Consider the following 23282-nt stretch of genomic DNA (forward strand, 5'->3'; position numbering starts at 1 on the left):
GAGCGCGCAACGGCCGGCGTTTCGTCACATATCAACACTTGACGCGGCTCGATGCAAGGAGGATTCAATGCCCAACCGTTTACGCGTGCGCAACGCACGCGCTTCGACCCGAGGGTTTCCGCTTAGGCTCGCTCACTGGATGAAAGGTTTCGCGATCGTGCTTTCCTTATCCGCGACCCATGCGTTCGCGCAACAGTCCGCGACGGCGCCCGCCGACGGCGTCTACAACCTGCTGGTCGGCACCTACACGGACGGCGGCAGCGACGGGATCTACGTGTACCGCTTCGACACGAAGACGGGCAGCGTCGCGCCGGTGTCGTCGACGAAGACCGTCAATCCGTCGTACCTGTTGCCGAGCCGCGACGGCCGCACCGTGTATGCGGTCAACGAGTTGCCCGGCGACAACGGTCCGGCCGACCAGCGCGGCGGCATCAGCGCGTTCCGCTTCGACGCGAAGACGGGCGCGCTGACGTTCATCGACCGCGTGTCGTCGGAAGGGAACGATCCGTGCTACCTGAGCCTGTCGCCGGACGGCAAGTACCTCGTGACCGCGAACTACTCGGTCGCGGCCAACCCGGGCGGCAGCTTCGCGGTGTTTCCGCTGCGCGAGGACGGCGCGGTGGGCCAGGCCGCGCTGACCGTGCATCACGAAGGCAGCGGGCCCGTGAAGGGGCGCCAGGACGGCGCGCACGCGCACTCGGCGGTGTTCTCGCCGGACGGCCGCACCCTGTTCGTGCAGGATCTCGGCGCGGACAAGATCTTCGGCTATCGCTACACGGTCGACGGCAGCCGCGGCCTGATCAGCCCGACCGACACGCGCTACACGCCCGTGAAGGCGGGTTCGGGCCCGCGCCACATGGTGTTCGGCGCGAACGGCCGCTACGCGTACGTGACGAGCGAGCTGAATGCCGCGGTCGAGGTGTTCGGCTACCAGGACGGCAAGCTGACGCCGCTCCAGACCGTGCCGATGGCCGCGCCCGGCTTCAAGGGCAAGGTCGGCGGCGCGGCGATCCACCTGTCGCCGGACGGCCGCTTCCTGTACGCGAGCAATCGCGGCGACGCGAACGAGATCGTCATCTACGCGGTGAACCCGGCCGACGGGCGCCTGAAGACGGTCGGCCGCCAGTCGAGCCTCGGCAGGACGCCGCGCGAGTTCCTGATCGACCCGACCGGCAAGTGGCTGATCGTCGGCAACCAGGACAGCGACACGTTCTACGTGTTCCGGCGCGACGCCGAAACCGGCAAGCTCGACGCGAACCCGCGGAAGGTCGCGGTCGGCAAGCCGGTCGACTTCAAGCTCGTGCCGGCGCTGTAAGACGCTTTACGCCGTAGATGCACGAAGGGCGCTGCCGATGCAGCGCCCTTCGTGCTTGTGCGGGGGCGGGGCGCGTCGCTTACTCCGCGGCGGCCGGCACCAGCACCTCGCGGCTGCCGTTGATGCCCATCGGCGACACGAGCCCGGCCGCTTCCATCTGCTCGACGAGGCGCGCGGCGCGGTTGTAGCCGATGCGCAGCTGCCGCTGCACCGACGAGATCGACGCGCGGCGCGTGCGCACGACGAACGCGACCGCCTCGTCGTACAGCGGGTCCGCCTCCGCGTCCGGCGCGTCGCCGAACAGATCCTGCGCCGCGCCTTCCGACACCGGGCCGTCGAGAATCCCTTCCTCGTACTGCGGCTCGCCGAACTGCTTCAGGTACTCGACGATCCGGTGCACCTCCTCGTCGGCGACGAACGCGCCGTGCACGCGCTGCGGGTAGCCGGTGCCCGGCGGCAGGAACAGCATGTCGCCCTGGCCGAGCAGCGACTCGGCGCCCATCTGGTCGAGGATCGTGCGCGAGTCGATCTTCGACGACACCTGGAACGCGACCCGGGTCGGGATGTTCGCCTTGATGAGGCCGGTGATCACGTCGACCGACGGACGCTGCGTCGCGAGGATCAGGTGGATGCCGGCCGCGCGCGCCTTCTGCGCGAGGCGGGCGATCAGCTCCTCGATCTTCTTGCCGGCGACCATCATCAGGTCGGCGAGCTCGTCGATCACGACGACGATCAGCGGCAGCGTCGACAGCGGCTCGGGATCTTCCGGCGTCAGCGAGAACGGGTTGCCGATCTTCTTTTCCTTCGCCTCGGCGTCGCGGATCTTCTGGTTGAAGCCGGCGAGGTTGCGCACGCCGACGGCCGACATCAGCCGGTAGCGCTTCTCCATCTCGCCGACGCACCAGGTGAGCGCGTTCGCGGCCAGCTTCATGTCGGTGACGACCGGCGCGAGCAGGTGCGGGATGCCTTCGTAGACCGACAGCTCGAGCATCTTCGGGTCGATCATGATGAGCCGCACGTCCTCGGGCGTCGCCTTGTACAGCAGCGACAGGATCATCGCGTTGATCGCGACCGACTTGCCCGAGCCCGTCGTGCCCGCGACGAGCATGTGCGGCGCCTTCGCGAGATCGGTGACGACCGGATGGCCGGTGATGTCCTTGCCCATCGCGATCGTGAGCTGCGACGTCGAATGCTGGTACTGGCGCGACGCGAGGATTTCCGACAGGCGGATCATCTGGCGCTTCGCGTTCGGCAGCTCGAGGCCCATGCAGGTCTTGCCGGGGATCGTCTCGACGACGCGGATCGACGTGAGGCCGAGCCCGCGCGACAGGTCCTTCATCAGGCCGACGATCTGGCTGCCGCGCACGCCGAGCGCGGGTTCGATCTCGAAGCGCGTGATCACCGGGCCGGCCGATGCGCCGACGACCGTCACCGGCACCTTGAATTCCTGCAGGCGCTGCTCGATCACCTGGCCGGTCTGGGCGAGCTGTTCGTCGGAGATCGTCTGGACGTCGTCCGATGCCGGTTCGAGCAGGTCGAGCGTCGGCAGCTCGACGTTGAACGTGGCCGGCGCGTGGAATTCGAATGCGTTCGGCCGCGGCGGGGGTGGGGGCGGCGCGGCAGGGGCGGCATCGGGCGTCGGGGCGGCGATCGTTGCCGTGGGCGCGCCGGGCATTGACGTACCGACGATTGCTGCGGCGGGCGCAGCAGCGGCGATCGGAACGGCAGCGGGTGCCGCCGGCGCGGCGAATGCCGTGGCGGCAGGCACTGCAACGTGCGTCGGAGCGACCGTCGCCGCAGCGGGCGTCGTCAGCGTTGCGCCGACGACTGCAGCGGCAGGCGTAGCAGCGGCTGTCGATGCGGCCGTGGTCGCCGCCGGCGCCGCGGGAATGGCGATTGCCGCGGTGGGTGCTGCGGCAATCGCCGGAACGGCGGTCGCGGCCGCGGGCGTCGTCATCGTCAGTGCCGGCGTGCCGCCGATTGCAGCGGCAAGTGTAGCGACAGACGCCGGAGCGTCAGCCGTCGCCGCCGGCTGCACGGAAGAGGCGGCAGGTTCCGCGACGGGCGCGGGAGCGGTGATCGTTGCAGCTGGAGATGCGGGTGCGGCGGCGACTGCGGCAACCGTCGCCGTCGGGGTTGCCTGAACGGACGTGGTCGCCGCAGGCGTCGCGGGCGCAACCGCGTCCGATGTCGCGGGCAGGCCGTACGGCGACGGCGTGGCTGGCGTCGAGGACGGAGGCACGGGTGCAGTCGAAACGACCGGGGCAATCGGCGAGGGTGCTGCGGTCGTCGGCGGGACGGCAGGCACGAAAGTCCACCCGCTTGCGATGGACGGCGCCGACGGTTGTGTCGTGGCACTTGCGACTGCCGGTTGGGTGGTTGCGCCGGACAGCCCTGTTGCACCTGCGGCGGGCGAATTCGTCACGGTTGACCAAGCGGGCGCGGCGGTCGAGGCGGGCGCCGGCCCCTCAGCCGGTGATGCGAGCGACGGCGTCGGCGTCGCGGCAGGTTCGATCGCCACGGAAGAGGGGAGACCTGCGCCGGCAGTCGCGGACTTCGCTGCGCGATCGGTATCGTCCGGGCCCGTGGTCATTGCAGCCGCAGCGGCCGCGAGCGCTGCCGGTTCGATGGCGGACGCGTCGCCCGTTGCGACAGGTGACGGCGCGGCCGCGGCGAGCGTACCGGTCGGTTGCGCCGTCGTGCCGGACGCGTGCGGTGGCGTAGTCGTTTCGGCCGCGGCCGTCGTCGCAACGGATGCGAAGGCATCCGGAGCGGCGATGGATTCGGCACGCGACGCTTCGTCAATCGACGGCGCGATGACGTTTGCAGTCGACGCAGGCGTCACGGTGCTCGCTTCGACCGCTGCGGACGTCGGAAGCGGTGCGGTTTGGGCGGTGTCCGACGACACTTCTCCGAGCGGCGGGACGGCCGGCGCGGACGCGTCGGGGGCGTGCGTGGCGGCGACGTTCGTCGCGATCTCGTGGACGTCGTTCGTCATGCCGGCCGGCGTAAACGTATCGGCCCCGGGGGCATCGGCGTTGCGCGCGACGGCAGCGGTTTCGACGAAGACCGCGGGAGCGGCTTCGATTGCCGACTGCGCGGCCGTGACCAATTCGGCCGGCTGAAGGTGCGCGTCGATTGCCCCGGCCGGCGTCGTGGCGGCGTCGGCTTGCGGCGCAAGCGGCGGCGTCCCGGTCGCAGGCGCGTCGGCAGGCACTGCGTTGGCCGTTTCCTCCGTCCCGGCAATGTCTTCCCATGGGGCGAGGTCGATCGGGGCGTCAGTTTGCGGCACGGATTGCGTATCGGACGTCGTCGCGGAGCCGGCGTCGGTTTCCTGAACGGCGTCGTCCGTGCCCGCAATGATCGGCGTGCCGGCAGCGGCATCGGTCGCCGCGGCGATTGCGCCCGGCGCTTCGTCGACCGTCGCTTCCGGTGCCGGTGCTTCGGCGCCGGCTGTCACGATGCCGTGCGCTTCAGACCGGATCTCCGGCACGGCGGCGTCGGCCGGCGCGAACGCAGGCAGCACGATTGCATCGTCGTGGCCGATGTCCGCCGTGGGGTCGTCGGCAATGCGGGCGGCTCCGTCCGTCTCCACGGCGGATGGTTCGGAAACCGGCCCGGCGGATGCCGTCGGCCACATCGACGCGGCGGCGCCTGCCGCCGCAACTGCTCCGGCCAGCGGCGCAGCCGCGCGTGCGGCTTCAGCCGGCGTCGTGTTGGCCAGCGATGCCCATTGAGCGGTGCTGGCCTCGATCGAACGCAGCGTCTCGTGGACGCTCGGTGCAGGGGTAATCGGCGTCGCGGGCTTTTCGGTCCATGCGTAAAGCGGCGCGCGCGCAGGCGCGGCCGGACGCTGGCGCGGCACGGCCGGCGGCACGGGAGCCGTCGTCGTCGCGGCGGGCGGGCGCGACAGCGGCCGTGCCGGCGCCGCGCCGGTCGGGCGGGGCGCGACGGTTGCGCGCGGCGCGTCCGGCTGGCGGGGTGCCACGGCAGCGCGTGCGGGCGTCGCCGGTGTCGGCCGGGGAGGGGCCGGTTCGAGCTCCAGCGGGGCCGGAGCGGGGCGCAACGACTGAATGTTTGCCGCGGGACGTGCAGGAGCCGCCGCGCCAACCGTGCCGGCGGTCGAGGAAGGCTTCGCCGGGCTTGCCGCGGGTATCGCGGCGGGCCGGCTCGTCGGCGCAGGCTTCAGCCAGCCGGTGGGCGCAACCGGCTCGCTATGCAGCCGGGGCGCCGTCTGGCCGCGCGGTTTCGGGCGCGCTTGCGGATCGGGCTTCCAGAGCGTCGGGCGCGAAAACCGGCCGTTCTGCCGGGGCGCCATCGAATTGACGGTATGCGCGGTGGTCGGCTGGACGTCGCCGGCGCGGCGCACGCGGCGCTCGTCGTCGCGATGCAGCGCGCTGCGCGGCAGGTCGGCTACGCCGCGCGCATCGTCGTCGCCGTTGCGCGACAGCCGAAGCCCGAACGACGTGTCGAGCCACGCGGCGACGCGCTGCCAGCCGATGCCGGTCAGCCAGGGCAGCCCCGCGAAGAACAGCACGACCATCGCGAGCGGCGTGCCGATGTGGCCGAGCACGCGTTCGAAGCCGGCCGACAGCGCATGGCCGAGCAGGTTGGCGTCGGCGCCGGACAGCGGGCTCGTCAGCGTGCAGCTCGCGACGAACACGCACGCGAAGCCGAGCCAGAGCCGGATCGAGCCGTGACCGGCGAGCCCGCCGCTGCCGGGCAGCATCGCTTTCGCGAGGCGCCAGATGAGAGGGATGAACCAGACGGCGGAGACGCCGAACCAGCCGAGGACAACCGTGTGCATGCTTTGAAACAGGAGTGGAGCGGGGAGCGCGGTGCGCGACCCGCCGAGTTTAACCGGCTGACGATGCAGAAGACTTTAAAAGACGATCAGACGCGCCGCCGTGGCGCGCGCGTGCGTGGCGCTTCAGGCGGCGGGACGCGGTCAGCCGGACGCGGTCGGCCAGACGTCTCCCAAGCGGGTCGCCGCATTACGGGCCGCGGCGCGTGAAGGTCAGCGTCGCGCCGCCGTCGGTCACGAGCAGCAGCTGCTGCGGCGCGCGCATCTGCACGCCGGCCTTCGAGACGTGCGCGAGCGCGTCGAGATACGCGCGTTCGAGCTGACCGCCGAGCGTGCCGGCGCAGGCCATCCGCGTGCCCGCGAGCGGGCCGAAGCTCAGCACGCCGTTTTTCACGTCGTAGGTGCCCATGTAGCGGTTGCAGCCGGAAAAGCCGCTCGCGCGGCGCACGCCGGACTCGATGGACAGCGCGAGCTTGATCGGCTCGCCGTTGTCGCCGTGCGGGACCGTGCGCGGCGTGCCGTCGGCGTTCTGCCAGCCGGTGAGCTCCCAGCTCGTGTCGTCGAGCAGCTGGACGGCGGCGGGATTGAACGGATCGGGCGCGGGGGCGCTGGCGTCGGGGTGCGTCGGCATCGAGCAGGCAGCGAGAAGCGTGGCAAGCGTCAAAGCGCCGAGCGGCGCGCGCAACGGGCGAAACAGGCGGGTGCGCGTGCGTGCGGCTGCGATCGGTTGGGACATGAGCCTCGTTCCTCATCATCGGGTTCTGAACAAGGCGTAAGAGTAACGCACTCGCGTCGCGTCAGGCGAGGCGACCGTGCGCGCACGAAAACGTTCTCGGCCCGCCGGCGCGTCGCGCGCGGCGGCGCGAAATCAGCGCGGAACGCGGCCCGAATGCGGCCCGAATGCGCCCGGACCGGCGTCGATGCACGTGGTAGCATCGCAGTCGTTTTCGACCTCCAACCAGAAGCGGGAAATCACATGCAGATCGGTCAGCGGCTCGGTACGCCGCTTTCGTCCTCGGCCACGCGCGTCATGCTGCTCGGCGCCGGCGAACTCGGCAAGGAAGTCATCATCGCGTTGCAGCGGCTCGGCGTCGAGGTGATCGCGGTCGACCGCTATCCGGGCGCGCCCGGGCATCAGGTCGCGCACCGCGCGCACGTGATCGACATGACCGACGCCGACGCGCTGCGCGCGCTCGTCGAGGCCGAGCGTCCGCATCTGATCGTCCCCGAGATCGAGGCGATCGCGACCGATGCGCTCGCGGCGATCGAAGCGGCGGGTGTCGCCGAGGTGATCCCGACCGCGCGTGCGACCCAGCTCACGATGAACCGCGAGGGCATCCGCCGGCTCGCCGCCGAGGAACTGGGCCTGCCGACCTCGCCGTACGCGTTCGCGCAGTCGTTCGACGAGTTCAGGGCCGCCGTCGCGAAGATCGGCATGCCGTGCGTCGTGAAGCCGGTGATGTCGTCGTCGGGCAAGGGCCAGTCGGTCGTGCGCAGCGAAGCGGACGTCGAACCCGCGTGGCAGTACGCGCTGGCGGGCGGGCGCGTGAATCACGGGCGCGTGATCGTCGAGGGCTTCGTGGATTTCGACTACGAGATCACGCAGCTCACGGTGCGCGCGATCGATCCGGCCAGCGGCGATACGCGAACCTATTTCTGCGAGCCGGTCGGCCACGTGCAGGTCGCGGGCGACTACGTCGAGTCGTGGCAGCCGCAGCCGATGTCCGCGGCGGCGCTCGCGCGCTCGCGCGAGATCGCGCACAAGGTCACCGAGGCGCTCGGCGGGCGCGGGCTGTTCGGCGTCGAGCTGTTCGTGCGCGGCGACGAGGTCTGGTTCTCCGAAGTGAGTCCGCGGCCGCACGACACGGGCCTCGTCACGCTCGCATCGCAGCGCCAGTCGGAATTCGAGCTGCACGCGCGCGCGATCCTCGGCCTGCCGGTCGATCCGACGCTCGGCTCGGCCGCGGCCTCGGCGGTGATCTACGGCGGGCTCGACGAGCGCGGCATCGCGTTCGAGGGCGTGCGTGACGCGCTGGCGGTGCCGGGCGCCGACCTGCGCCTGTTCGGCAAGCCGGAGAGCTTCGCGAAGCGGCGCATGGGTGTCGCGCTCGCGACCGGCGCCGACATCGACGAAGCCCGCGACCGCGCGAAGCGCGCCGCCGCGGCCGTCAAGCCCGTTTCCGCCGCTTCCGCGCGCTGACGCCGTCGATCCCGCATCGTGAACACCGGCGCGCCCGCGCGGGCGCGCCTCCTCGCAACCACGTCTCGTGAGAGGACCTGCATGATTCGTCAAACCCTCGCCGCGCTCGCGCTGGCCGGACTGTCCGTTTCCGCCGCGCAGGCCGCGCAGCTGACCGTCGAGGAAATCGACGCGGACGCGCGCCAGAACGCCGTGTACCAGTGCGCGAACCAGAAGCAGCCGGTGCGCGTGTCGTACTGGCTCGCCGGCAACGGCCAGAGCTTCGCGCTCGTGCCGGTCAACGGCCAGCGGCTGCTGTTCGTCGACACCGTGTCGGCGTCCGGCGTGCGCTACCAGGCCGGGCGCTATACGTGGTGGACCAAGGGCAAGGAGGCGACGCTGCGCGACGAGATCGCCGACGAGAAGGCGCCGCCGCTGCTGTCCGACTGCGTGCAGGTCGAGAAGAAAAAGAAGAAAGGGTGATGCGCCGGGACAGTTTGCCGGGAAGGGTTCCCGCCTGAATCCGGACCGAACCCGCTTGCGGACCGTTGCGCCGGCTGCGGCGCTTGAACACCGGGTTTGAGCGCCGGGTTTGAATGCCCGGTTTGGCCGCTGCGCCCGGCTGTCACGGACACGTCGCCGCACAGTGCTACAATACGACCCTTTCCGCCGGCATTCGCGCCGGACGGAGTCCGCACGGCCCTGGGCCCTGATGGTCCATCGCGCCAGAGCGGCGCCGCGCGGCGCGCCGCGGCTCCGTCTACTTCCGAAATGTGATTTGCGCAGCGGCCCGCCGGGCCGAGCTGACGCGTGATGTCCCCGCCGCGCCTTTTGAGCGAAACGCCACCATGTCCGATTCTGTCGCCAAGCCAGTCGACGCAACCTTCGATCAATTCGGCCTTGCCGCCGACATCCTGAAAGCCATTGCGGAGCAGGGCTACACGACGCCGACGCCGATCCAGGCGCAGGCGATTCCGGTCGTGCTCGCCGGCCGCGACGTCATGGGCGCCGCGCAAACGGGCACCGGCAAGACCGCGAGCTTCTCGCTGCCGATCCTCCAGCGCCTGCTGCCGCAGGCCAACACGAGCGCATCGCCCGCGCGCCACCCGGTGCGCGCGCTGATCCTCACGCCGACCCGCGAGCTCGCCGACCAGGTCGCCGCGAACGTGCATGCGTACGGGAAGCACACGCCGCTGCGCAGCGCGGTCGTGTTCGGCGGCGTCGACATGAACCCGCAGATGGCCGAGCTGCGCCGCGGCGTCGAGATCCTGATCGCGACGCCGGGCCGCCTGCTCGACCACGTGCAGCAGAAGACCGCGAACCTCGGGCAGGTGCAGATGCTCGTGCTCGACGAGGCCGACCGGATGCTCGACATGGGCTTCCTGCCGGACCTGCAGCGCATCCTGAACCTGCTGCCGAAGGAGCGCCAGACGCTGCTGTTCTCGGCGACGTTCTCGCCGGAAATCAAGAAGCTCGCGTCGACCTACCTGCGCAACCCGCAGACGATCGAGGTCGCGCGCAGCAACTCGACGAACGCGAACGTCACGCAGATCGTCTACGACGTCGCCGAGGGCGACAAGCAGGCGGCCGTCGTGCAGCTGCTGCGCGGTCGCGGGCTCAAGCAGGTGATCGTGTTCTGCAACAGCAAGATCGGCGCGAGCCGGCTCGCGCGCAACCTCGAGCGCGACGGCGTGGTTGCGTCGGCGATCCACGGCGACAAGACGCAGATCGAGCGGATGCAGGCGCTCGACGCGTTCAAGCGCGGTGAAATCGAGGCGCTCGTCGCGACCGACGTGGCCGCGCGCGGCCTCGACATCGCCGAGCTGCCGGCCGTGATCAACTTCGACCTGCCGTTCAATGCCGAAGACTACGTGCACCGGATCGGCCGTACCGGCCGCGCGGGTGCGACCGGTGATGCACTGTCGCTGTGCAGCCCGAACGAGCGCAAGCAGCTCGCCGACATCGAAAAGCTGATCAAGCGTCCGCTCGAGGTGCAGACGCTGTCGATCGACAAGCCGGCGCGGCACCGTCACGACGAGCGCGGCGGTGAGCGTGGCGGCGAACGCGGTGGCGAACGCGGTGGCCGGCGCGAGCGCGACGAGCATCGCGGCGCGGCGGGGCGTCGCCCGGCCGGCGCCGAGCGTGGCCATCATCGCCGCCACGAGGCGCCGATCGACGATTTCTTCCTGAAGCCGTACGAGCCGTCGGCGCCGGCGAAGCAGCCGGAAGAGGCGACGCCCGCGCCGCACGAGAAAAAGGGGCCGAAGCGCCAGGTGGCTGCGCTGCTCGGCGGGTTCGGGATGCCGCGCAAGCCGTCGGCATAAGCGTAACGAGCGATCGGCCGCGATCGAGAGGTCGCGGCAAGACGGGCGCATGCAAGCAGCATGTGCCCGTTTTTCATTTGCGGGGGGCGAGGCCGTCCCTGAATCGCTGAGAATCGGTGCCGGATCGATTCCGGCGGCCGGCGGCGCCTGCGTTGGCGCGCGGGCTAGCCCGCCTGCGGCCCGAAGCGCCGCGCCCAAGCGGCCGTTGCCGCTGCGAGGAATGCGTCGAGCGTCGCGCCCGGCAGCACGACGTGATCGGACGCCAGGCCGAGATGGGCGGCCGCGGCTTGCAGCGCGGGCAGCGGATCGTCGCGTTCGAGCGCGATCGCGCCGGTCTGCTTGCTGAGCTTCTCGCCGTTCGCGTCGACGACGACCGGCACATGCAGGTACGACGGCGTCGGCGCGCCGAGGCAGCGCTGCAGGTAGATCTGCCGCGCGGTCGAGTCGAGCAGGTCGGCGCCGCGCACGACGTGCGTGATGCCCGCATCGGCGTCGTCGACGACGACCGCGAGCTGATAGGCCCACTGGCCGTCCGCGCGTTTCAGCACGAAGTCGCCGACCTCGGTGGCGAGATTCTGCGATTGCGTGTGCTGCCAGCGATCGTCGAACGTGACGATCGCGGCGTCGCCGTCCGGCACGCGCAGCCGCCATGCGCGCGCGGGCTTGCCGTGCAGGCCCGATCGGCAGGTGCCCGGGTAGGCGAGCGTCGTGTGGCGTTCGTGCGCGGCGCGCAGCGAATCGGCGATTTCCTTGCGCGTGCAGCCGCACGGGTAGACGAGCCCCACCGCCTTGAGCCGCTCGAACGCGGCCGCGTAATCGGCCTCGCGCGCGCTCTGCCAGACGGGCGGCTCGTCCGGCGTCATGCCGAAATGCGCGAGCGTCGCGAGGATGTCCTCGGCCGCGCCGGGCACCGTGCGCGGCCCGTCGATGTCCTCCACGCGCACGAGCCATGCGCCGCCGTGCGCGCGCGCGTCGAGCCAGCTCGCGAGCGCACCGACGAGCGAGCCGAAATGCAGCGGCCCGGTCGGCGACGGCGCGAAGCGGCCGCGGTAGCCGTTCATCGATGGGCGGGCCGGAACGCGCTTACGCGGCGCTGGCCGCGCTGGTGGCGTTCAGGCAGGCCGGGCAGGACTGGCCTGCCACGTAGGCCGGCGATTGCTGCTGTTCGGGCGTGACGACTGCGCGGCACGCGAAGCAGGTGACGTTCGCGGTCGGTTCGAGCTGCGGGTTCAGCGCGGTGCGATAGTCGAACACGAAGCAGTCGCCGTGATAGTGCGCGCCGCCGACTTCCTCGAAATACTTGAGGATGCCGCCCTCGAGCTGGTACACGTTGTCGATGCCGACGTCCTTCATGTGGATCGCCGCCTTCTCGCAGCGGATGCCGCCCGTGCAGAACGACACGATCGTCTTGCCCTCGAGGTCCGCGCGGTTCGCTTCGATGACGTCAGGGAACTCGCTGAACTTGGCGATCCGGTAGTCGAGCGCATTGTCGAACGTGCCGACGTCGACCTCGAATGCGTTGCGCGTATCGAGCATCACGACCGGGCGGCCCGCGTCGTCGTGGCCGCGGTCGAGCCAGTCCTTCAGCGTGCGCGCGTCGACGAACGGCGCGCGGCCGAGCTCCGGCTTGATCGCCGGCTTCTTCATCGTGATGATCTCGCGCTTCAGGCGCACGAGCATGCGGCGGAACGGCTGCGAGTCGGACAGGCTTTCCTTGAACTGCAGCGTCGCGAACTTGCCTTCGAACAGCGGGTCGTGGCGGATGTAGTCGATGAATGCGTCGGCCGCTTCGCGCGGGCCGGCGATGAACAGGTTGATGCCTTCCGGCGCGAGCAGGATCGTGCCGCGCAGGCCGAGTTCGTTGCAGCGGGCGGTGACGAGCGGGCGCCATTGTTCGATCGTGTCGATCGACACGAAGTGGTAGGCGGCGAGATTGACGATACTCATGGTGGTCGAACGAGAGAGCGGCCGCGGCCGTGCGACGGTCGCACGGAGGCTTGCAAAAAAGGGCGCGAAGCCGGGCGGCGGATTCGAAAACCCGTATTATCCCGCAAACCGCGCGCCGGCCGGCATTCTGCCGTTCGGCCAACGGCGCGACGCACGGTCGCGGGCATCGGCCGAACGGCCGGCGCGGGGATATTTTGGGCAGCCCGCGCGGCGGGGCGGCTACAATAGCGCCCATGTCAGATCCCCGCTTCGTCCATCTTCGCGTCCACTCCGAATTCTCGATTGCCGACGGCATCGTGCGTCTCGACGACATCGTCAAGGCGGCGGCCGCGGACGGCCAGGGCGCGCTCGCTCTCACCGATCTCGGCAATGCGTTCGGCCTCGTCCGTTTCTACAAGGAAGCCCGCGGCAAGGGCATCAAGCCGATCGCCGGCTGCGACGTCTGGATCGCCAATCCCGACGATCGCGACAAGCCGTCGCGGCTGCTGCTGCTCGTCAAGGACAAGCGCGGCTACCTGAATCTCTGCGAGCTGCTGTCGAAGGCGTGGCTCACGAACCAGTACCGCGGCCGCGCGGAACTCGACGCGAGCTGGCTCGACGGCGAGCTCGCGCAAGGGCTGCTCGCGCTGTCGGGCGCGCAACAGGGCGACATCGGCCTCGCGTTCGCGGCCGGCAACGAGGAGGCCGCGCGCCGTCACGCGCAGCGCTGGGCGAAGGTGTTCCCGGGCGGCTTCTACATCGAGCTGCAGCGCTACGGCCAGCCGGGCGCCGAGGCGTACATCCAGCAGGCGGCGACGCTCGCCGCGGAGCTGAAGCTGCCGGTCGTCGCGACGCATCCGACGCAGTTCATGACCGACGACGATTTCACCGCGCACGAGGCGCGCGTGTGCATTTCGGAAGGCGACATCCTCGCGAATCCGCGGCGCCAGAAGCGCTTCACGACCGACCAGTACTTCCGCACGCAGGACGACATGGCTGCGCTGTTCGCCGACCTGCCGTCCGCGGTCGCGAACACCGTCGAGGTTGCGAAGCGCTGCAACCTGACGCTCGAGCTCGGCAAGCCGAAGCTGCCGCTGTTCCCGACGCCGGACGGCATGTCGCTCGACGACTACCTGATCCAGCTGTCGAAGGAGGGGCTCGAGAAGCGCCTCGTGCAGCTGTATCCGGACGAAGCCGAACGCGACGCGCAGCGCGACACGTATTACAAGCGGCTCGAATTCGAGTGCGGGACCATCACGAAGATGGGCTTCCCGGGCTACTTCCTGATCGTTGCCGACTTCATCAACTGGGCGAAGAACAACGGCGTGCCGGTCGGGCCCGGGCGGGGTTCGGGCGCGGGTTCGCTGGTCGCCTACGCGCTCGGCATTACCGACCTCGATCCGCTGCGCTACAACCTGCTGTTCGAGCGCTTCCTGAACCCGGAGCGGGTGTCGATGCCCGACTTCGACATCGACTTCTGCCAGCACGGCCGCGATCGCGTGATCCAGTACGTGAAGGAGAAGTACGGCGCGGACGCGGTGTCGCAGATCGCCACGTTCGGCACGATGGCCGCGAAGGCGGCCGTGCGCGACATCGGCCGCGTGCTCGACCTCGGCTACATGTTCACCGACGGCATCGCGAAGCTGATCCCGTTCAAGCCGGGCAAGCACGTGACGATCGCCGACGCGATGAAGGAGGAGCCGCAGCTCCAGGAGCGCTACGACCACGAGGACGAAGTGCACCAGCTGCTCGACCTCGCGCAGCGCGTCGAGGGCCTGACGCGTAACGTCGGGATGCACGCGGGCGGCGTGCTGATCGCGCCCGGCAAGCTGACCGATTTCTGCCCGCTGTACACGCAGGGCGACGACGGCGGCGTCGTCAGCCAGTACGACAAGGACGACGTCGAAGCGGTCGGCCTCGTGAAGTTCGACTTTCTGGGCCTCACGACGCTGACGATCCTCGATTGGGCGGAGCGCTATATCCGCCGCCTCGATCCGTCGAAGGCCGACTGGTCGCTCGCGCAGGTGCCGCTCGACGATGCCGCGTCGTTCCAGATCCTCAAGAAGGCCAACACGGTCGCCGTGTTCCAGCTGGAAAGCCGCGGCATGCAGGGCATGCTGAAGGACGCGCAGCCGGACCGCTTCGAGGACATCATCGCGCTCGTGTCGTTGTACCGTCCGGGCCCGATGGACCTGATCCCGAGCTTCTGCGCACGCAAGCACGGCCGCGAGAAGGTCGACTATCCGGATCCGCGCGTCGAGCCTGTCCTGAAAGAGACCTACGGCATCATGGTCTATCAGGAGCAGGTGATGCAGATGGCGCAGATCATCGGCGGCTACTCGCTCGGCGGCGCGGACTTGCTGCGCCGCGCGATGGGCAAGAAGAAGCCCGAGGAGATGGCCGAGCATCGCGAGATCTTCGCCGAGGGCGCCGCGAAGAACGGCCTGGCCCGCGAGAAGTCCGACGAGATCTTCGACCTGATGGAGAAGTTCGCGGGCTACGGCTTCAACAAGTCGCACGCGGCGGCCTACGCGCTGCTCGCGTACTACACCGCGTGGCTGAAGGCGCACCATCCGGCCGAATTCATGGCGGCCAACATGACGCTCGCGATGGACGACACCGACAAGGTGAAGATCCTGTTCGACGATTGCATCGTGAACAACCTGGCCGTGCTGCCGCCGGACATCAACCAGTCGCATTACCGGTTCGAGCCGGTCGGGGAAGCCGACGGCAAGCGCTCGCGCACGATCCGCTACGGGCTCGGCGCGGTGAAGGGCAGCGGCCAGAATGCGATCGAGGAAATCCTGCGCGCGCGCGAGGAGAAGCCGTTCGCCGACCTGTTCGATTTCTGTGAACGGATCGACCGGCGCGTCGTGAACCGCCGCACGATCGAGGCGCTGATTCGCGCCGGTGCGTTCGATTCGCTGAATGCGAACCGTGCGCAGCTGCTCGCGTCGGTGCCGCTCGCGATGGAGGCGGCCGACCAGGCCGAGGCGAATGCGATGCAGGCGGGCCTGTTCGACATGGGCGCCGAGTCGCCGCATGCGCATGCGCTCGTCGACGAGCCGGCCTGGGACGACAAGCGCCGCCTGCAGGAAGAGAAGGGCGCGCTCGGCTTCTACCTGTCCGGCCACCTGTTCGATGCGTATCGCGACGAGGTGCGCCGGTTCGTGCGCCAGAAGGTCGGCGAGCTGAAGGAAGGACGCGACAAGGTCGTGGCCGGCATCATCGCGTCGCTGCGCACGCAGATGACCCAGCGCGGCAAGATGCTGATCGCGCTGCTCGACGACGGCACGGGCCAGTGCGAGATCACGATCTTCAACGAGCAGTTCGAGGCGAACAAGGCGCTGTTCAAGGAAGACGAGCTGCTGATCGTGCAGGGGCAGGCGCGCAACGATGCGTTCACGGGCGGCATCCGCTTCACGGCCGATACCGTGATGGATCTCGAGCGCGCGCGCAGCCGCTATGCGCAGGCCGTGCGGTTGACGATGAACGGCAGTGCGGATGCAGCCGTGCTGCGTCGTGTGCTCGAGCCGCACGTGTCGAAGGCCGATCCGGCCGCGGCGAACGCCGTCGAAGCACCCGCGCCGCGCGGCGGCGGGCGCGACGGCGGCCGCCGGCAGCAGGCGCCGCTGCCGAACGGGCTCGCGGTCCAGATCCACTACAGCAATGCGCGCGCGCAAGGCGAAATGCGCCTTGGCGAAGCGTGGCGCGTGAAGCCGAGCGACACGCTGCTCGCGGAGCTGCGCGCGGCGTTCAGCGGTAGCGTGGTCGAGATCACCTACTGAGCACGCGGCCGGGCGCCGGCCGCGCGACGCGGGCCGGCCCCGTCGCGCCGGCCGCCGCTTACCGCCCCGCGCCGGCAGGCGCAAAATCCTGTACATTGCCAGCCTTGTTTGCCAGCTAGACGGAACGTTTGCCGTGGCCCTGTTTTCTTCCGCCCGCCCGCCCAGAACCATCCTCGTCGCCGCGCCGCGCCGTATCGGCGACGTGCTGCTGACGACGCCGCTCGTCCGCTCGCTGAAGGCCCGCTGGCCGGACGCGCAGATCGACATGCTGGTGTTTCGCGGCACCGAGGGCGTGCTCGAGCACAACCCGGACGTGCGCCGCGTGATCGTGGTCGCGCAGCGCGCCGGGTTTCGCGAGCGGCTGTGCGACGCGCTGTCGATGTGGCGTCGCTACGATCTCGCGTGCGCGGCGCTGAGCTCCGACCGGCCGCGCTTCTATAGCTGGTTCGCGGGCCGCAAGCGGGTCGGCCTCGTCGATCCCGAGCGCGTCACGTGGCTCGCGCGGATGATGCTGAACGGGATCGCAATCAATCATCACCAGTCCGCGCATACCGTCGTCAGCACGCTCGCGCTCGCTCCCGTGATCGGCATCGAGCCGGTTTCCGAGGTTGTCGCGCCCGGCATCGGCGACGACCCCGCGCGGCGCGCCCGTTTCGACGCGCTGCTCGCCGAGTCGCCCGCGGTGCGCGACGGCAAGCCGCTCGTCGTGCTGCATCCGTATCCGATGTTCCGCTACAAGCAATGGCGACTCGACGGCTGGGTCGAGATGATCGACTGGCTGCGCGGGCACGGCTTTGCGGTCGCGCTGTCGGGCGGTCCGGCCGACGGCGAGCGCGAGTATGCGGCGCGGGTCGCGGCCGAGGCAGGCGGCGACGTGCTGAATCTCGTCGGCCGCCTGACCTTCGGAGAAAGCGCGGAACTCGTGCGGCGCGCGCGCCTCTTCATCGGCCCCGACACGGGCGCAACGCACGTCGCCGCGGCGACCGGCACCAACACGATCGCCCTGTTCGGGCCGTCCGATCCCGTGCGCTGGGGGCCGTGGCCGCAGCACTGGCCCGCGACCGAGAACCCTTGGCCGCTGCGCGGCTCGGGGCGCCACGGGAACGTCTGGCTGCTGCAGGGCGACGGCGATTGCGTGCCGTGCCGGCACGAGGGATGCGAGCGCCACGTCGACAGCCGCAGCGACTGCCTGGCCAACCTGAGCGCGCAGCGCGTGAAGACCGCGGCGGCCGAAATGCTCGGGCTGAACGGGCCGGATGCGACGGCGGTCGTCGACACCTCGCGGCTGCGGCGCGCCGAATCGAACTGAATCGCGCGGCGGCGCGAGCCCGCTCGTGACGTGAACCGGTGTTAAGTGTTGTGCCGGATCGCCGACGTCTCGCGCGGCAGCGACTCGCCGCGTTCGGCGCAGCCGAGCAGGATGCCCGCGAGCAGCACGAGCAGGTGGCCTTCGGCGAAGTCGAGCAGCAGCGAATTCGCGACGCTGCCGATCGTGAAGATCGCGAGCCACGCGAGCAGCAGGTGCCGCGAGCGCGGATCGAGCGCGAGGCTGCCGCGCGCGATCTGCACGATCAGGTTGACGAACAGCAGCAGGCCGAGCGTGCCGAGCTGGACGGCCATCAGCAGGTATTCATTGTGCGGATTCGACGTGAGCTGCCCTTCGGCGGCGCTCTTGCCGGCCGCCAGCTTCTGGAATTCGAACTCGAGGCCGCCCGCGCCGTAGCCGATCGCCGGCCGCGCGCGATACAGCTCGAGCCCCTTCTTGTACCACTCGAGCCTCAGCCCGGTCGACGTGACGGCGTCGTTCTGCCGGTATTCCCGCACCTCGGACGCGACCTGCGCGAGCCGCCCGCCGTGGGTCGTGCCTACGGCGGCGACGAGCACGCCCGCCGCCGCGACGAATGCGCCCGCCGCAAGGCCTGCGCGCAGCGGCGATTGCCGGCGCAGCACGAGCAGGAAGCGCACGGCGACGACGCCGATCAGCAGCAGCGCGATCAGCTGGCCCGTGCGCCCCTGCAGCATCACGAACACGTATGCGAGCGCCCACGCGGCGATGCCCGCGCTGGCGGCGCGCGTCAGCGCCGTGCGCGCCGACAGCGCGAGATCGGCCGCCTGGTAGAACAGCAGCGCGCCGAACATGCCGGCCGCGATGTGGTTCTTGAACACCCACGCGCGCGAGACCGGCAGCTCGGCCGCGTGCGCGGGCCCGATCGCGGTCAGTCCGAGATAGTTGGTCGTCGACAGCACGAGGATCACGCACAGCGTGCCGAACCAGCAGCGCCGCACGATCGGCGCCCAGTTCGCCGCACGGCGGAACGCGATCACCGCAAATGGCAGCAACAGCAGCTTGTCGTACTTCGCAACCCAGCTCCACGCCTTGTCGTGCGGCGCGACCGTGTACGCGACGCTCGCGGCCAGCGCGGCGAGCACGAGCAGCGCCGCGAGCGATGCGGGGTGGGTGACGAACGAGCGCAGATTGCGCCAGAACTCGGGCGTGACGACGAGCGCGACCGCGAACAGCGCGCAGAACACGTTGGTCAGCGCGGTCGATACGGGCACCATGCACAGCGCGGCGACGGCGAATGCGCGGGCGGCGATCAGGCGCCGCGACGCGGAGGCGGAAAACGATAGCATCGGAACCTGTCGGTTGGGCCGGTGGCGGCACGCTTCACGGTGCCGCCCGCCGTGCGTCCCGGCAGCGGGGCCGGGCCAGACCGCAAAGTATACGCGAACCGCCGGGCGTTTCCGGGCGGGTGACGGGGCCGGATCAGCTGAACGCCCGCTTGATCCGCGAGCGCAGCAGCGCGCGTTTCAGGCCGCCGGCGACAGCCGGCGTGTCGAGCGCGACGCGCGTGCCGGCCGGTTCGCCGCGATGCAGGTAGTAGCGGTCGAAGGTCGCCTGCGTCATCCCCCATTTGTTGAGGAACTGGCGGCGTCCGTTGTTCTTGACGATCTTGCCGGTGCTCTTCTGCTGGAAGTGGTAGACGAGGCTGTCGCCGGCGCCGAGGAAGATCCGGCAGCCGGCGTCCCAGAATTTCATCGAGAAGTCGTTGTCGCTGCTCATGCCGGGCGACAGCTCGCTGCTGTAGCCGCCGATGCGGTTCCACCAGTCGCGGTGCACGAGCGTGGGCGGCCAGGTCGAGCCGAGCCAGTCGGCGCGCGCGAGCTTCGGCGCGGCCGCGACGAGGCCCGCGGCGTCGAAATGCTCGGCGTCCCGGCCGAAATCGCCGACGACGACGCACGGGTTGCGCGTGTCGACCGGCTCGACCATCGTGCCGGACAGCATGAACAGGTCGGTCGGCATCCGCTCGATGCGCCGCACGAGCGCGGCATCCCAGCCGGGGAGGCAGTACATGTCGTCGTTCATGTAGACGACATAGTCGCGCGTCGCGCGCGCCGCGGCGAGGTTCACCGCATGGCAGATGCCGATGTTCGCCGGCGATGCCGTGTGCTCGATGCCTTCGCTGCGCACCCAGTCGAGCGTACCGTCCGAGCCATCGTTTACGTGCACGATGATCTGGTGTTCGTGCGCGGAGTGGCGGCGCAGGCTGTCGACGACAAGCTTGAGGTACGGCAGGTTGTTCCAGGTCGGGATGATGATGGAGAACATGGCGGTCGGATTCGATGGTCGTCGTGTCGGGCGGCGCGGTCTCGTCGGCACGCGCGCCGCGCGGGCAGGCCGGCATTGTAACGCCGGGCGGGGCGGGTGCCGCCGCGGGCGTCAGCGCGCCGGCTCGTGGCCGAGCTTCAGGAAGCGGTAGTAGACGGTCTCCGCGTTGAAGACCGCGATCATGAAGCCCGCGCGCCCGTCGAGAAAGCCGCGCCGGAGCACGTAGGTGCGCAGGAACGCCCACGCGCCGCGCGCGAGCGCCTTGCCGAAGCCGCCGCGCTGGCCGGCCGCGCGGCGCTGGCGCGCGCCGGCCGTCGAGTACGCGTCGAGCTTGCGCACGACGGTCTCGAAATCCTCGTACGAGTAGTGCATCAGCTTGCCGGACAGGCGCTGCGCGGGCGTGTCGAACACGAGCCGCTCGTGCACGAGATCGTCGGAGAAGCGTGCGCTGCCGCGGCGGAACAGGCGCGGCACCCAGTCCGGATACCAGCCGCTGTGATGGACCCACTGGCCGCAGAAGCTCGACAGCCGGTCGAGCGCGTAGACCTGCGCGGCCGGTGCCCGGATCGCGGCGCGGATCGACTGCGCGAGCTCGGGGCCGACGATCTCGTCGGTGTCGAGCGACAGGATCCAGTCGGTGGCCAGCGCGTCGAGCGCGCGGTTCTTCTGCGGGCCGAAGCCGGGCCAGTCGCGCGCGACGATCACGCGCGCGCCGTGCGCCTGCGCGATCGCGACGGTGTCGTCGGTGCTGCCGCCGTCGATCACGACGATGTCGTCGGCGAAGACCAGCGCATCGAGGCATTGCGCGAGCCGCGCGGACGCGTTGAGGGCGATGAGAGCGACGCCGAGGGTGGGTTCTGCCATGAAATCGTCGGAGCTGCGGGTGGAACGGTGTGCGGCAGTATACCCGCGCCCCGGCGGCCGGCCGTGCCGGCAAGGGTGGTGCGGCTATAATATCGGGCCTTTTCGGCACCCGCCCGGCGGGGTCGGAGTTCCGGTCGAAACCCGCCCGGGCGCCGCGCCGCGGCTCAAGAAGGATTGCCTTGGAAACCCAGAACACTCTTCGCAAATCGCTGAACGCCGGCGGCACGTCGCCGGTCACGGTCTTCAAGCGCCTGTGGCCGTACGTCAAGCCGCTCCTCGGCATCGTGCTGCTCGCCGTCGTCACGATGGGCGTCGTCGCGGCGACGGAAGCCGGGATTCCGGCGCTGCTCAAGCCGCTCCTCGACCACGGCTTCGGTGCGCACGGCAGCGACCGCGCGAAGTGGTACGTGCCGGTCGCGGTGATCGGCCTCGCGCTCGTGCGCGGCGCGTCGCAGTACGCGTCGGGTTACCTGCTCAGCTACGTATCGAACCGCATCCTGCTGCAGCTGCGCCTGGAGATGTTCCAGCGGATGATCCATACGAGCGCGTCGTTCTTCCAGCGCGAGACCGCGAGCACGGTGATCAACGCGATCGTGTTCGAGGTCAACCAGATTCTCTCCGTGCTGACGGGCGTGATGGTTACGCTCGTGCGCGACTCGATGACGGTGATCTTCCTGCTCGGCTACCTGTTCTACCTGAACTGGCGGCTCACGCTGATCGTCGCGGTGATCCTGCCGGGCATCGGCTGGCTCGTCAGCAAGATCAACCGCCGGCTGCGCCGCCTGAACCGCGAGCACCAGACGCTCACCAACGAGCTGTCGTACATCGTCGAGGAGACGGTGGGCGGCTACAAGGTCGTCAAGGTGCATAACGGCGAGCCGTACGAAATCGACCGCTTTACCGCGATGAGCAAGCGCCTGCGCGGCTATGCGATGCGGATGACGGTCTCGGGCGGCCTCGCGCAGCCGATCACGCAGTTTCTCGCGTCGATCGCGCTGGCGGTCGTGATCACGATCGCGGTCTTTCAATCGTCGAACGACCAGACGACGGTCGGCGGCTTCGTGGCGTTCGTGACGTCGATGCTGCTGGTGATCTCGCCGCTCAAGCACCTGATCGACGTGAACCAGCCGCTGCAGCGCGGGATGACGGCCGCCGAGCTGATTTTCGGCCTGATCGACGAGCCGGCCGAGCCGCAGGGCGGCGGCCGGCCGCTGCCGCATGCGCGCGGCGAGATCGAGTTCCGCGGCGTGACGTTCGACTACGGAGCGGCCGAGCGGCCGACGCTCGACCGGATCTCGTTCAAGGTCGCGCCGGGCGAGATGGTCGCGCTTGCGGGGCCGTCCGGCAGCGGCAAGACGACGCTCGTGAATCTGCTGCCGCGCTTCTTCGATCCGACCGGCGGCTCGGTGCTGCTCGACGGCGTGCCGATCGCCGACTACGACATCCATGCGCTGCGCAGCCAGATGGCGATGGTGAGCCAGGACGTCGTGCTGTTCAACGACACGATCGCCGCGAACGTCGCCTACGGACAGACGCCGGATCGCGCGCGCGTGCAGGCCGCGCTCGAGGCGGCGAACCTCGCGGACGCGGTCGCCGCGATGCCCGACGGGCTGGACACGGTCGTCGGCGGCAACGGGATGCGCCTGTCCGGCGGTCAGCGCCAGCGTCTCGCGATCGCGCGTGCAATCTACAAGGACGCGCCGATCCTGATCCTCGACGAAGCCACGTCGGCGCTCGATTCCGAATCGGAACGCCACGTGCAGGCGGCGCTCGAGCGGCTGATGGAAGGCCGCACGACGCTCGTGATCGCGCACCGGCTGTCGACGATCGAGCGCGCCGACCGCATCCTCGTGCTCGAAGCCGGCAAGATCGCCGAAGAGGGCACCCACGACGAACTGCTGCGGAACGGCGGCCTGTACGCGCACCTGCACCGCATCCAGTACCAGCAGCAGGCGGCCTGACGGGCGCGCGGCGAGCCGCCGCGCGTCTATCGTCACGCCGGCGTGGTAGTCTTCACTGCGCAGTCCGCAGTCGTTTCATTCGACCGAACAACACGGAGGAAACGCATGAAGATGACGCACCGCATGATGTTTGTCGCATTGATCGCGGCGACTTTCACGGCGCCGCTCGCGATGGCCCAGGACGCCCAGGACGAGTACGGGAATGGCCACCACGGCGGCCCCGGGATGAAGCATGGTCATGGACCGAAGCACATGCCGCCCGGCCAGATGCGGCGCGGCGAAGATGCGCCGCCGCCGCGCTGGGCGGACGAGCCGCACCGCGAATGGCACAAGGGCGACCGGCTGCCGGACGAATTCCGCGACCGCCAGTATGTGGTCGACGACTGGCGCGGCTATCGCCTGAGCGCGCCGCCGCGCGGCTATCACTGGGTCGGCATCGGCGGGGACTACCTGCTCGTGCAGATCGGCTCGGGCGTCGTGCTGCGAGTCGGTCCGTAACCAACCGCTCGCG

15 protein-coding genes are annotated in these 23282 nt (G+C 69.9%); 8 read left to right on the forward strand and 7 right to left on the reverse strand.

Annotated features, from left to right (window positions below; genetic code table 11):
- Positions 1–67 precede the first annotated feature (67 nt).
- Positions 68–1315 (forward strand): lactonase family protein, encoded by a 1248-nt coding sequence (locus HWX31_RS20775; RefSeq protein ID WP_415493592.1) that lies wholly within the window; start codon positions 68–70, stop codon positions 1313–1315.
- Between the two features lie 79 nt (positions 1316–1394).
- On the opposite strand, the gene HWX31_RS35005 is transcribed toward HWX31_RS20775, so the two are convergent.
- A complete protein-coding gene (locus tag HWX31_RS35005) occupies positions 1395–6122 on the reverse strand; it encodes a DNA translocase FtsK (protein WP_244143791.1) in 4728 nt (1575 codons plus the stop codon).
- Positions 6123–6309: 187 nt separating this feature from the next.
- Complete coding sequence (locus HWX31_RS20805; RefSeq protein WP_174964866.1) at positions 6310–6855, reverse strand: META domain-containing protein; 546 nt, start codon at positions 6853–6855, stop codon at positions 6310–6312.
- 240 nt (positions 6856–7095) lie between these two features.
- On the opposite strand from HWX31_RS20805, the gene purT reads away from it, so the two are divergent.
- The 3 genes from purT to HWX31_RS20820 all read left to right on the forward strand — a co-directional run bounded on the left by purT (position 7096) and on the right by HWX31_RS20820 (position 10622).
- On the forward strand, positions 7096–8319 hold the full coding sequence (gene purT / locus HWX31_RS20810; RefSeq protein WP_174964867.1) for a formate-dependent phosphoribosylglycinamide formyltransferase: 1224 nt from the start codon (positions 7096–7098) through the stop codon (positions 8317–8319).
- A gap of 81 nt (positions 8320–8400) precedes the next feature.
- On the forward strand, positions 8401–8781 hold the full coding sequence (locus tag HWX31_RS20815) for an MliC family protein (RefSeq protein WP_010091116.1): 381 nt from the start codon (positions 8401–8403) through the stop codon (positions 8779–8781).
- 365 nt (positions 8782–9146) lie between these two features.
- On the forward strand, positions 9147–10622 hold the full coding sequence (locus HWX31_RS20820; RefSeq protein ID WP_244143792.1) for a DEAD/DEAH box helicase: 1476 nt from the start codon (positions 9147–9149) through the stop codon (positions 10620–10622).
- A gap of 164 nt (positions 10623–10786) precedes the next feature.
- Here the strand turns inward: HWX31_RS20820 and gluQRS are convergent, their stop codons facing one another.
- Both gluQRS and HWX31_RS20830 read right to left on the reverse strand, forming a co-directional pair.
- Positions 10787–11683, reverse strand: coding sequence for a tRNA glutamyl-Q(34) synthetase GluQRS (gene gluQRS / locus HWX31_RS20825; protein WP_174964868.1), 897 nt, complete (start codon positions 11681–11683; stop codon positions 10787–10789).
- Positions 11684–11705: 22 nt separating this feature from the next.
- The gene (locus HWX31_RS20830) at positions 11706–12569 is read right to left on the reverse strand and encodes a sulfurtransferase (protein WP_174964869.1); all 864 of its coding nucleotides are present in this window, start codon (positions 12567–12569) and stop codon (positions 11706–11708) included.
- A 233-nt stretch (positions 12570–12802) separates the two neighbouring features.
- On the opposite strand from HWX31_RS20830, the gene dnaE reads away from it, so the two are divergent.
- Positions 12803–16336 (forward strand): DNA polymerase III subunit alpha, encoded by a 3534-nt coding sequence (gene dnaE / locus HWX31_RS20835; RefSeq protein ID WP_174964870.1) that lies wholly within the window; start codon positions 12803–12805, stop codon positions 16334–16336.
- 133 nt (positions 16337–16469) lie between these two features.
- Positions 16470–17645, forward strand: a complete 1176-nt coding sequence (locus HWX31_RS20840) for a glycosyltransferase family 9 protein (protein WP_174964871.1) — start codon at positions 16470–16472, stop codon at positions 17643–17645.
- 41 nt (positions 17646–17686) lie between these two features.
- On the opposite strand, the gene HWX31_RS20845 is transcribed toward HWX31_RS20840, so the two are convergent.
- The 3 genes from HWX31_RS20845 to HWX31_RS20855 all read right to left on the reverse strand — a co-directional run bounded on the left by HWX31_RS20845 (position 17687) and on the right by HWX31_RS20855 (position 20810).
- Entirely contained in the window at positions 17687–18970 is a 1284-nt protein-coding gene (locus HWX31_RS20845) for an O-antigen ligase family protein (protein WP_174964872.1), read from the reverse strand.
- Positions 18971–19103: 133 nt separating this feature from the next.
- Positions 19104–19946 (reverse strand): glycosyltransferase family 2 protein, encoded by an 843-nt coding sequence (locus HWX31_RS20850; RefSeq protein WP_174964873.1) that lies wholly within the window; start codon positions 19944–19946, stop codon positions 19104–19106.
- Positions 19947–20057: 111 nt separating this feature from the next.
- The gene (locus HWX31_RS20855; RefSeq protein ID WP_174964874.1) at positions 20058–20810 is read right to left on the reverse strand and encodes a glycosyltransferase family 2 protein; all 753 of its coding nucleotides are present in this window, start codon (positions 20808–20810) and stop codon (positions 20058–20060) included.
- Positions 20811–20989: 179 nt separating this feature from the next.
- Between HWX31_RS20855 and msbA the strand changes: the two genes are divergently transcribed.
- Both msbA and HWX31_RS20865 read left to right on the forward strand, forming a co-directional pair.
- A complete protein-coding gene (gene msbA / locus HWX31_RS20860; protein WP_174964875.1) occupies positions 20990–22771 on the forward strand; it encodes a lipid A export permease/ATP-binding protein MsbA in 1782 nt (593 codons plus the stop codon).
- Between the two features lie 105 nt (positions 22772–22876).
- On the forward strand, positions 22877–23269 hold the full coding sequence (locus HWX31_RS20865; RefSeq protein WP_059759512.1) for an RcnB family protein: 393 nt from the start codon (positions 22877–22879) through the stop codon (positions 23267–23269).
- Positions 23270–23282 lie beyond the last annotated feature (13 nt).

The sequence above is a fragment of the Burkholderia ubonensis genome (assembly GCF_902833085.1).
Taxonomy (GTDB): Bacteria; Pseudomonadota; Gammaproteobacteria; order Burkholderiales; family Burkholderiaceae; genus Burkholderia; species Burkholderia ubonensis.

Excerpts from the sequence above, each read along its gene's own strand:
- dnaE (WP_174964870.1), top strand. The coding sequence starts at position 12,803 with ATGTCAGATCCCCGCTTCGTCCATCTTCGCGTCCACTCCGAATTCTCG.
- HWX31_RS20815 (WP_010091116.1), top strand. The coding sequence starts at position 8,401 with ATGATTCGTCAAACCCTCGCCGCGCTCGCGCTGGCCGGACTGTCCGTT.
- gluQRS (WP_174964868.1), bottom strand. The coding sequence starts at position 11,683 with ATGAACGGCTACCGCGGCCGCTTCGCGCCGTCGCCGACCGGGCCGCTG.
- HWX31_RS20830 (WP_174964869.1), bottom strand. The coding sequence starts at position 12,569 with ATGAGTATCGTCAATCTCGCCGCCTACCACTTCGTGTCGATCGACACG.
- HWX31_RS20850 (WP_174964873.1), bottom strand. The coding sequence starts at position 19,946 with ATGTTCTCCATCATCATCCCGACCTGGAACAACCTGCCGTACCTCAAG.
- HWX31_RS20805 (WP_174964866.1), bottom strand. The coding sequence starts at position 6,855 with ATGTCCCAACCGATCGCAGCCGCACGCACGCGCACCCGCCTGTTTCGC.
- HWX31_RS35005 (WP_244143791.1), bottom strand. The coding sequence starts at position 6,122 with ATGCACACGGTTGTCCTCGGCTGGTTCGGCGTCTCCGCCGTCTGGTTC.
- HWX31_RS20820 (WP_244143792.1), top strand. The coding sequence starts at position 9,147 with ATGTCCGATTCTGTCGCCAAGCCAGTCGACGCAACCTTCGATCAATTC.
- HWX31_RS20845 (WP_174964872.1), bottom strand. The coding sequence starts at position 18,970 with ATGCTATCGTTTTCCGCCTCCGCGTCGCGGCGCCTGATCGCCGCCCGC.
- purT (WP_174964867.1), top strand. The coding sequence starts at position 7,096 with ATGCAGATCGGTCAGCGGCTCGGTACGCCGCTTTCGTCCTCGGCCACG.
- HWX31_RS20855 (WP_174964874.1), bottom strand. The coding sequence starts at position 20,810 with ATGGCAGAACCCACCCTCGGCGTCGCTCTCATCGCCCTCAACGCGTCC.
- HWX31_RS20775 (WP_415493592.1), top strand. The coding sequence starts at position 68 with ATGCCCAACCGTTTACGCGTGCGCAACGCACGCGCTTCGACCCGAGGG.
- HWX31_RS20865 (WP_059759512.1), top strand. The coding sequence starts at position 22,877 with ATGAAGATGACGCACCGCATGATGTTTGTCGCATTGATCGCGGCGACT.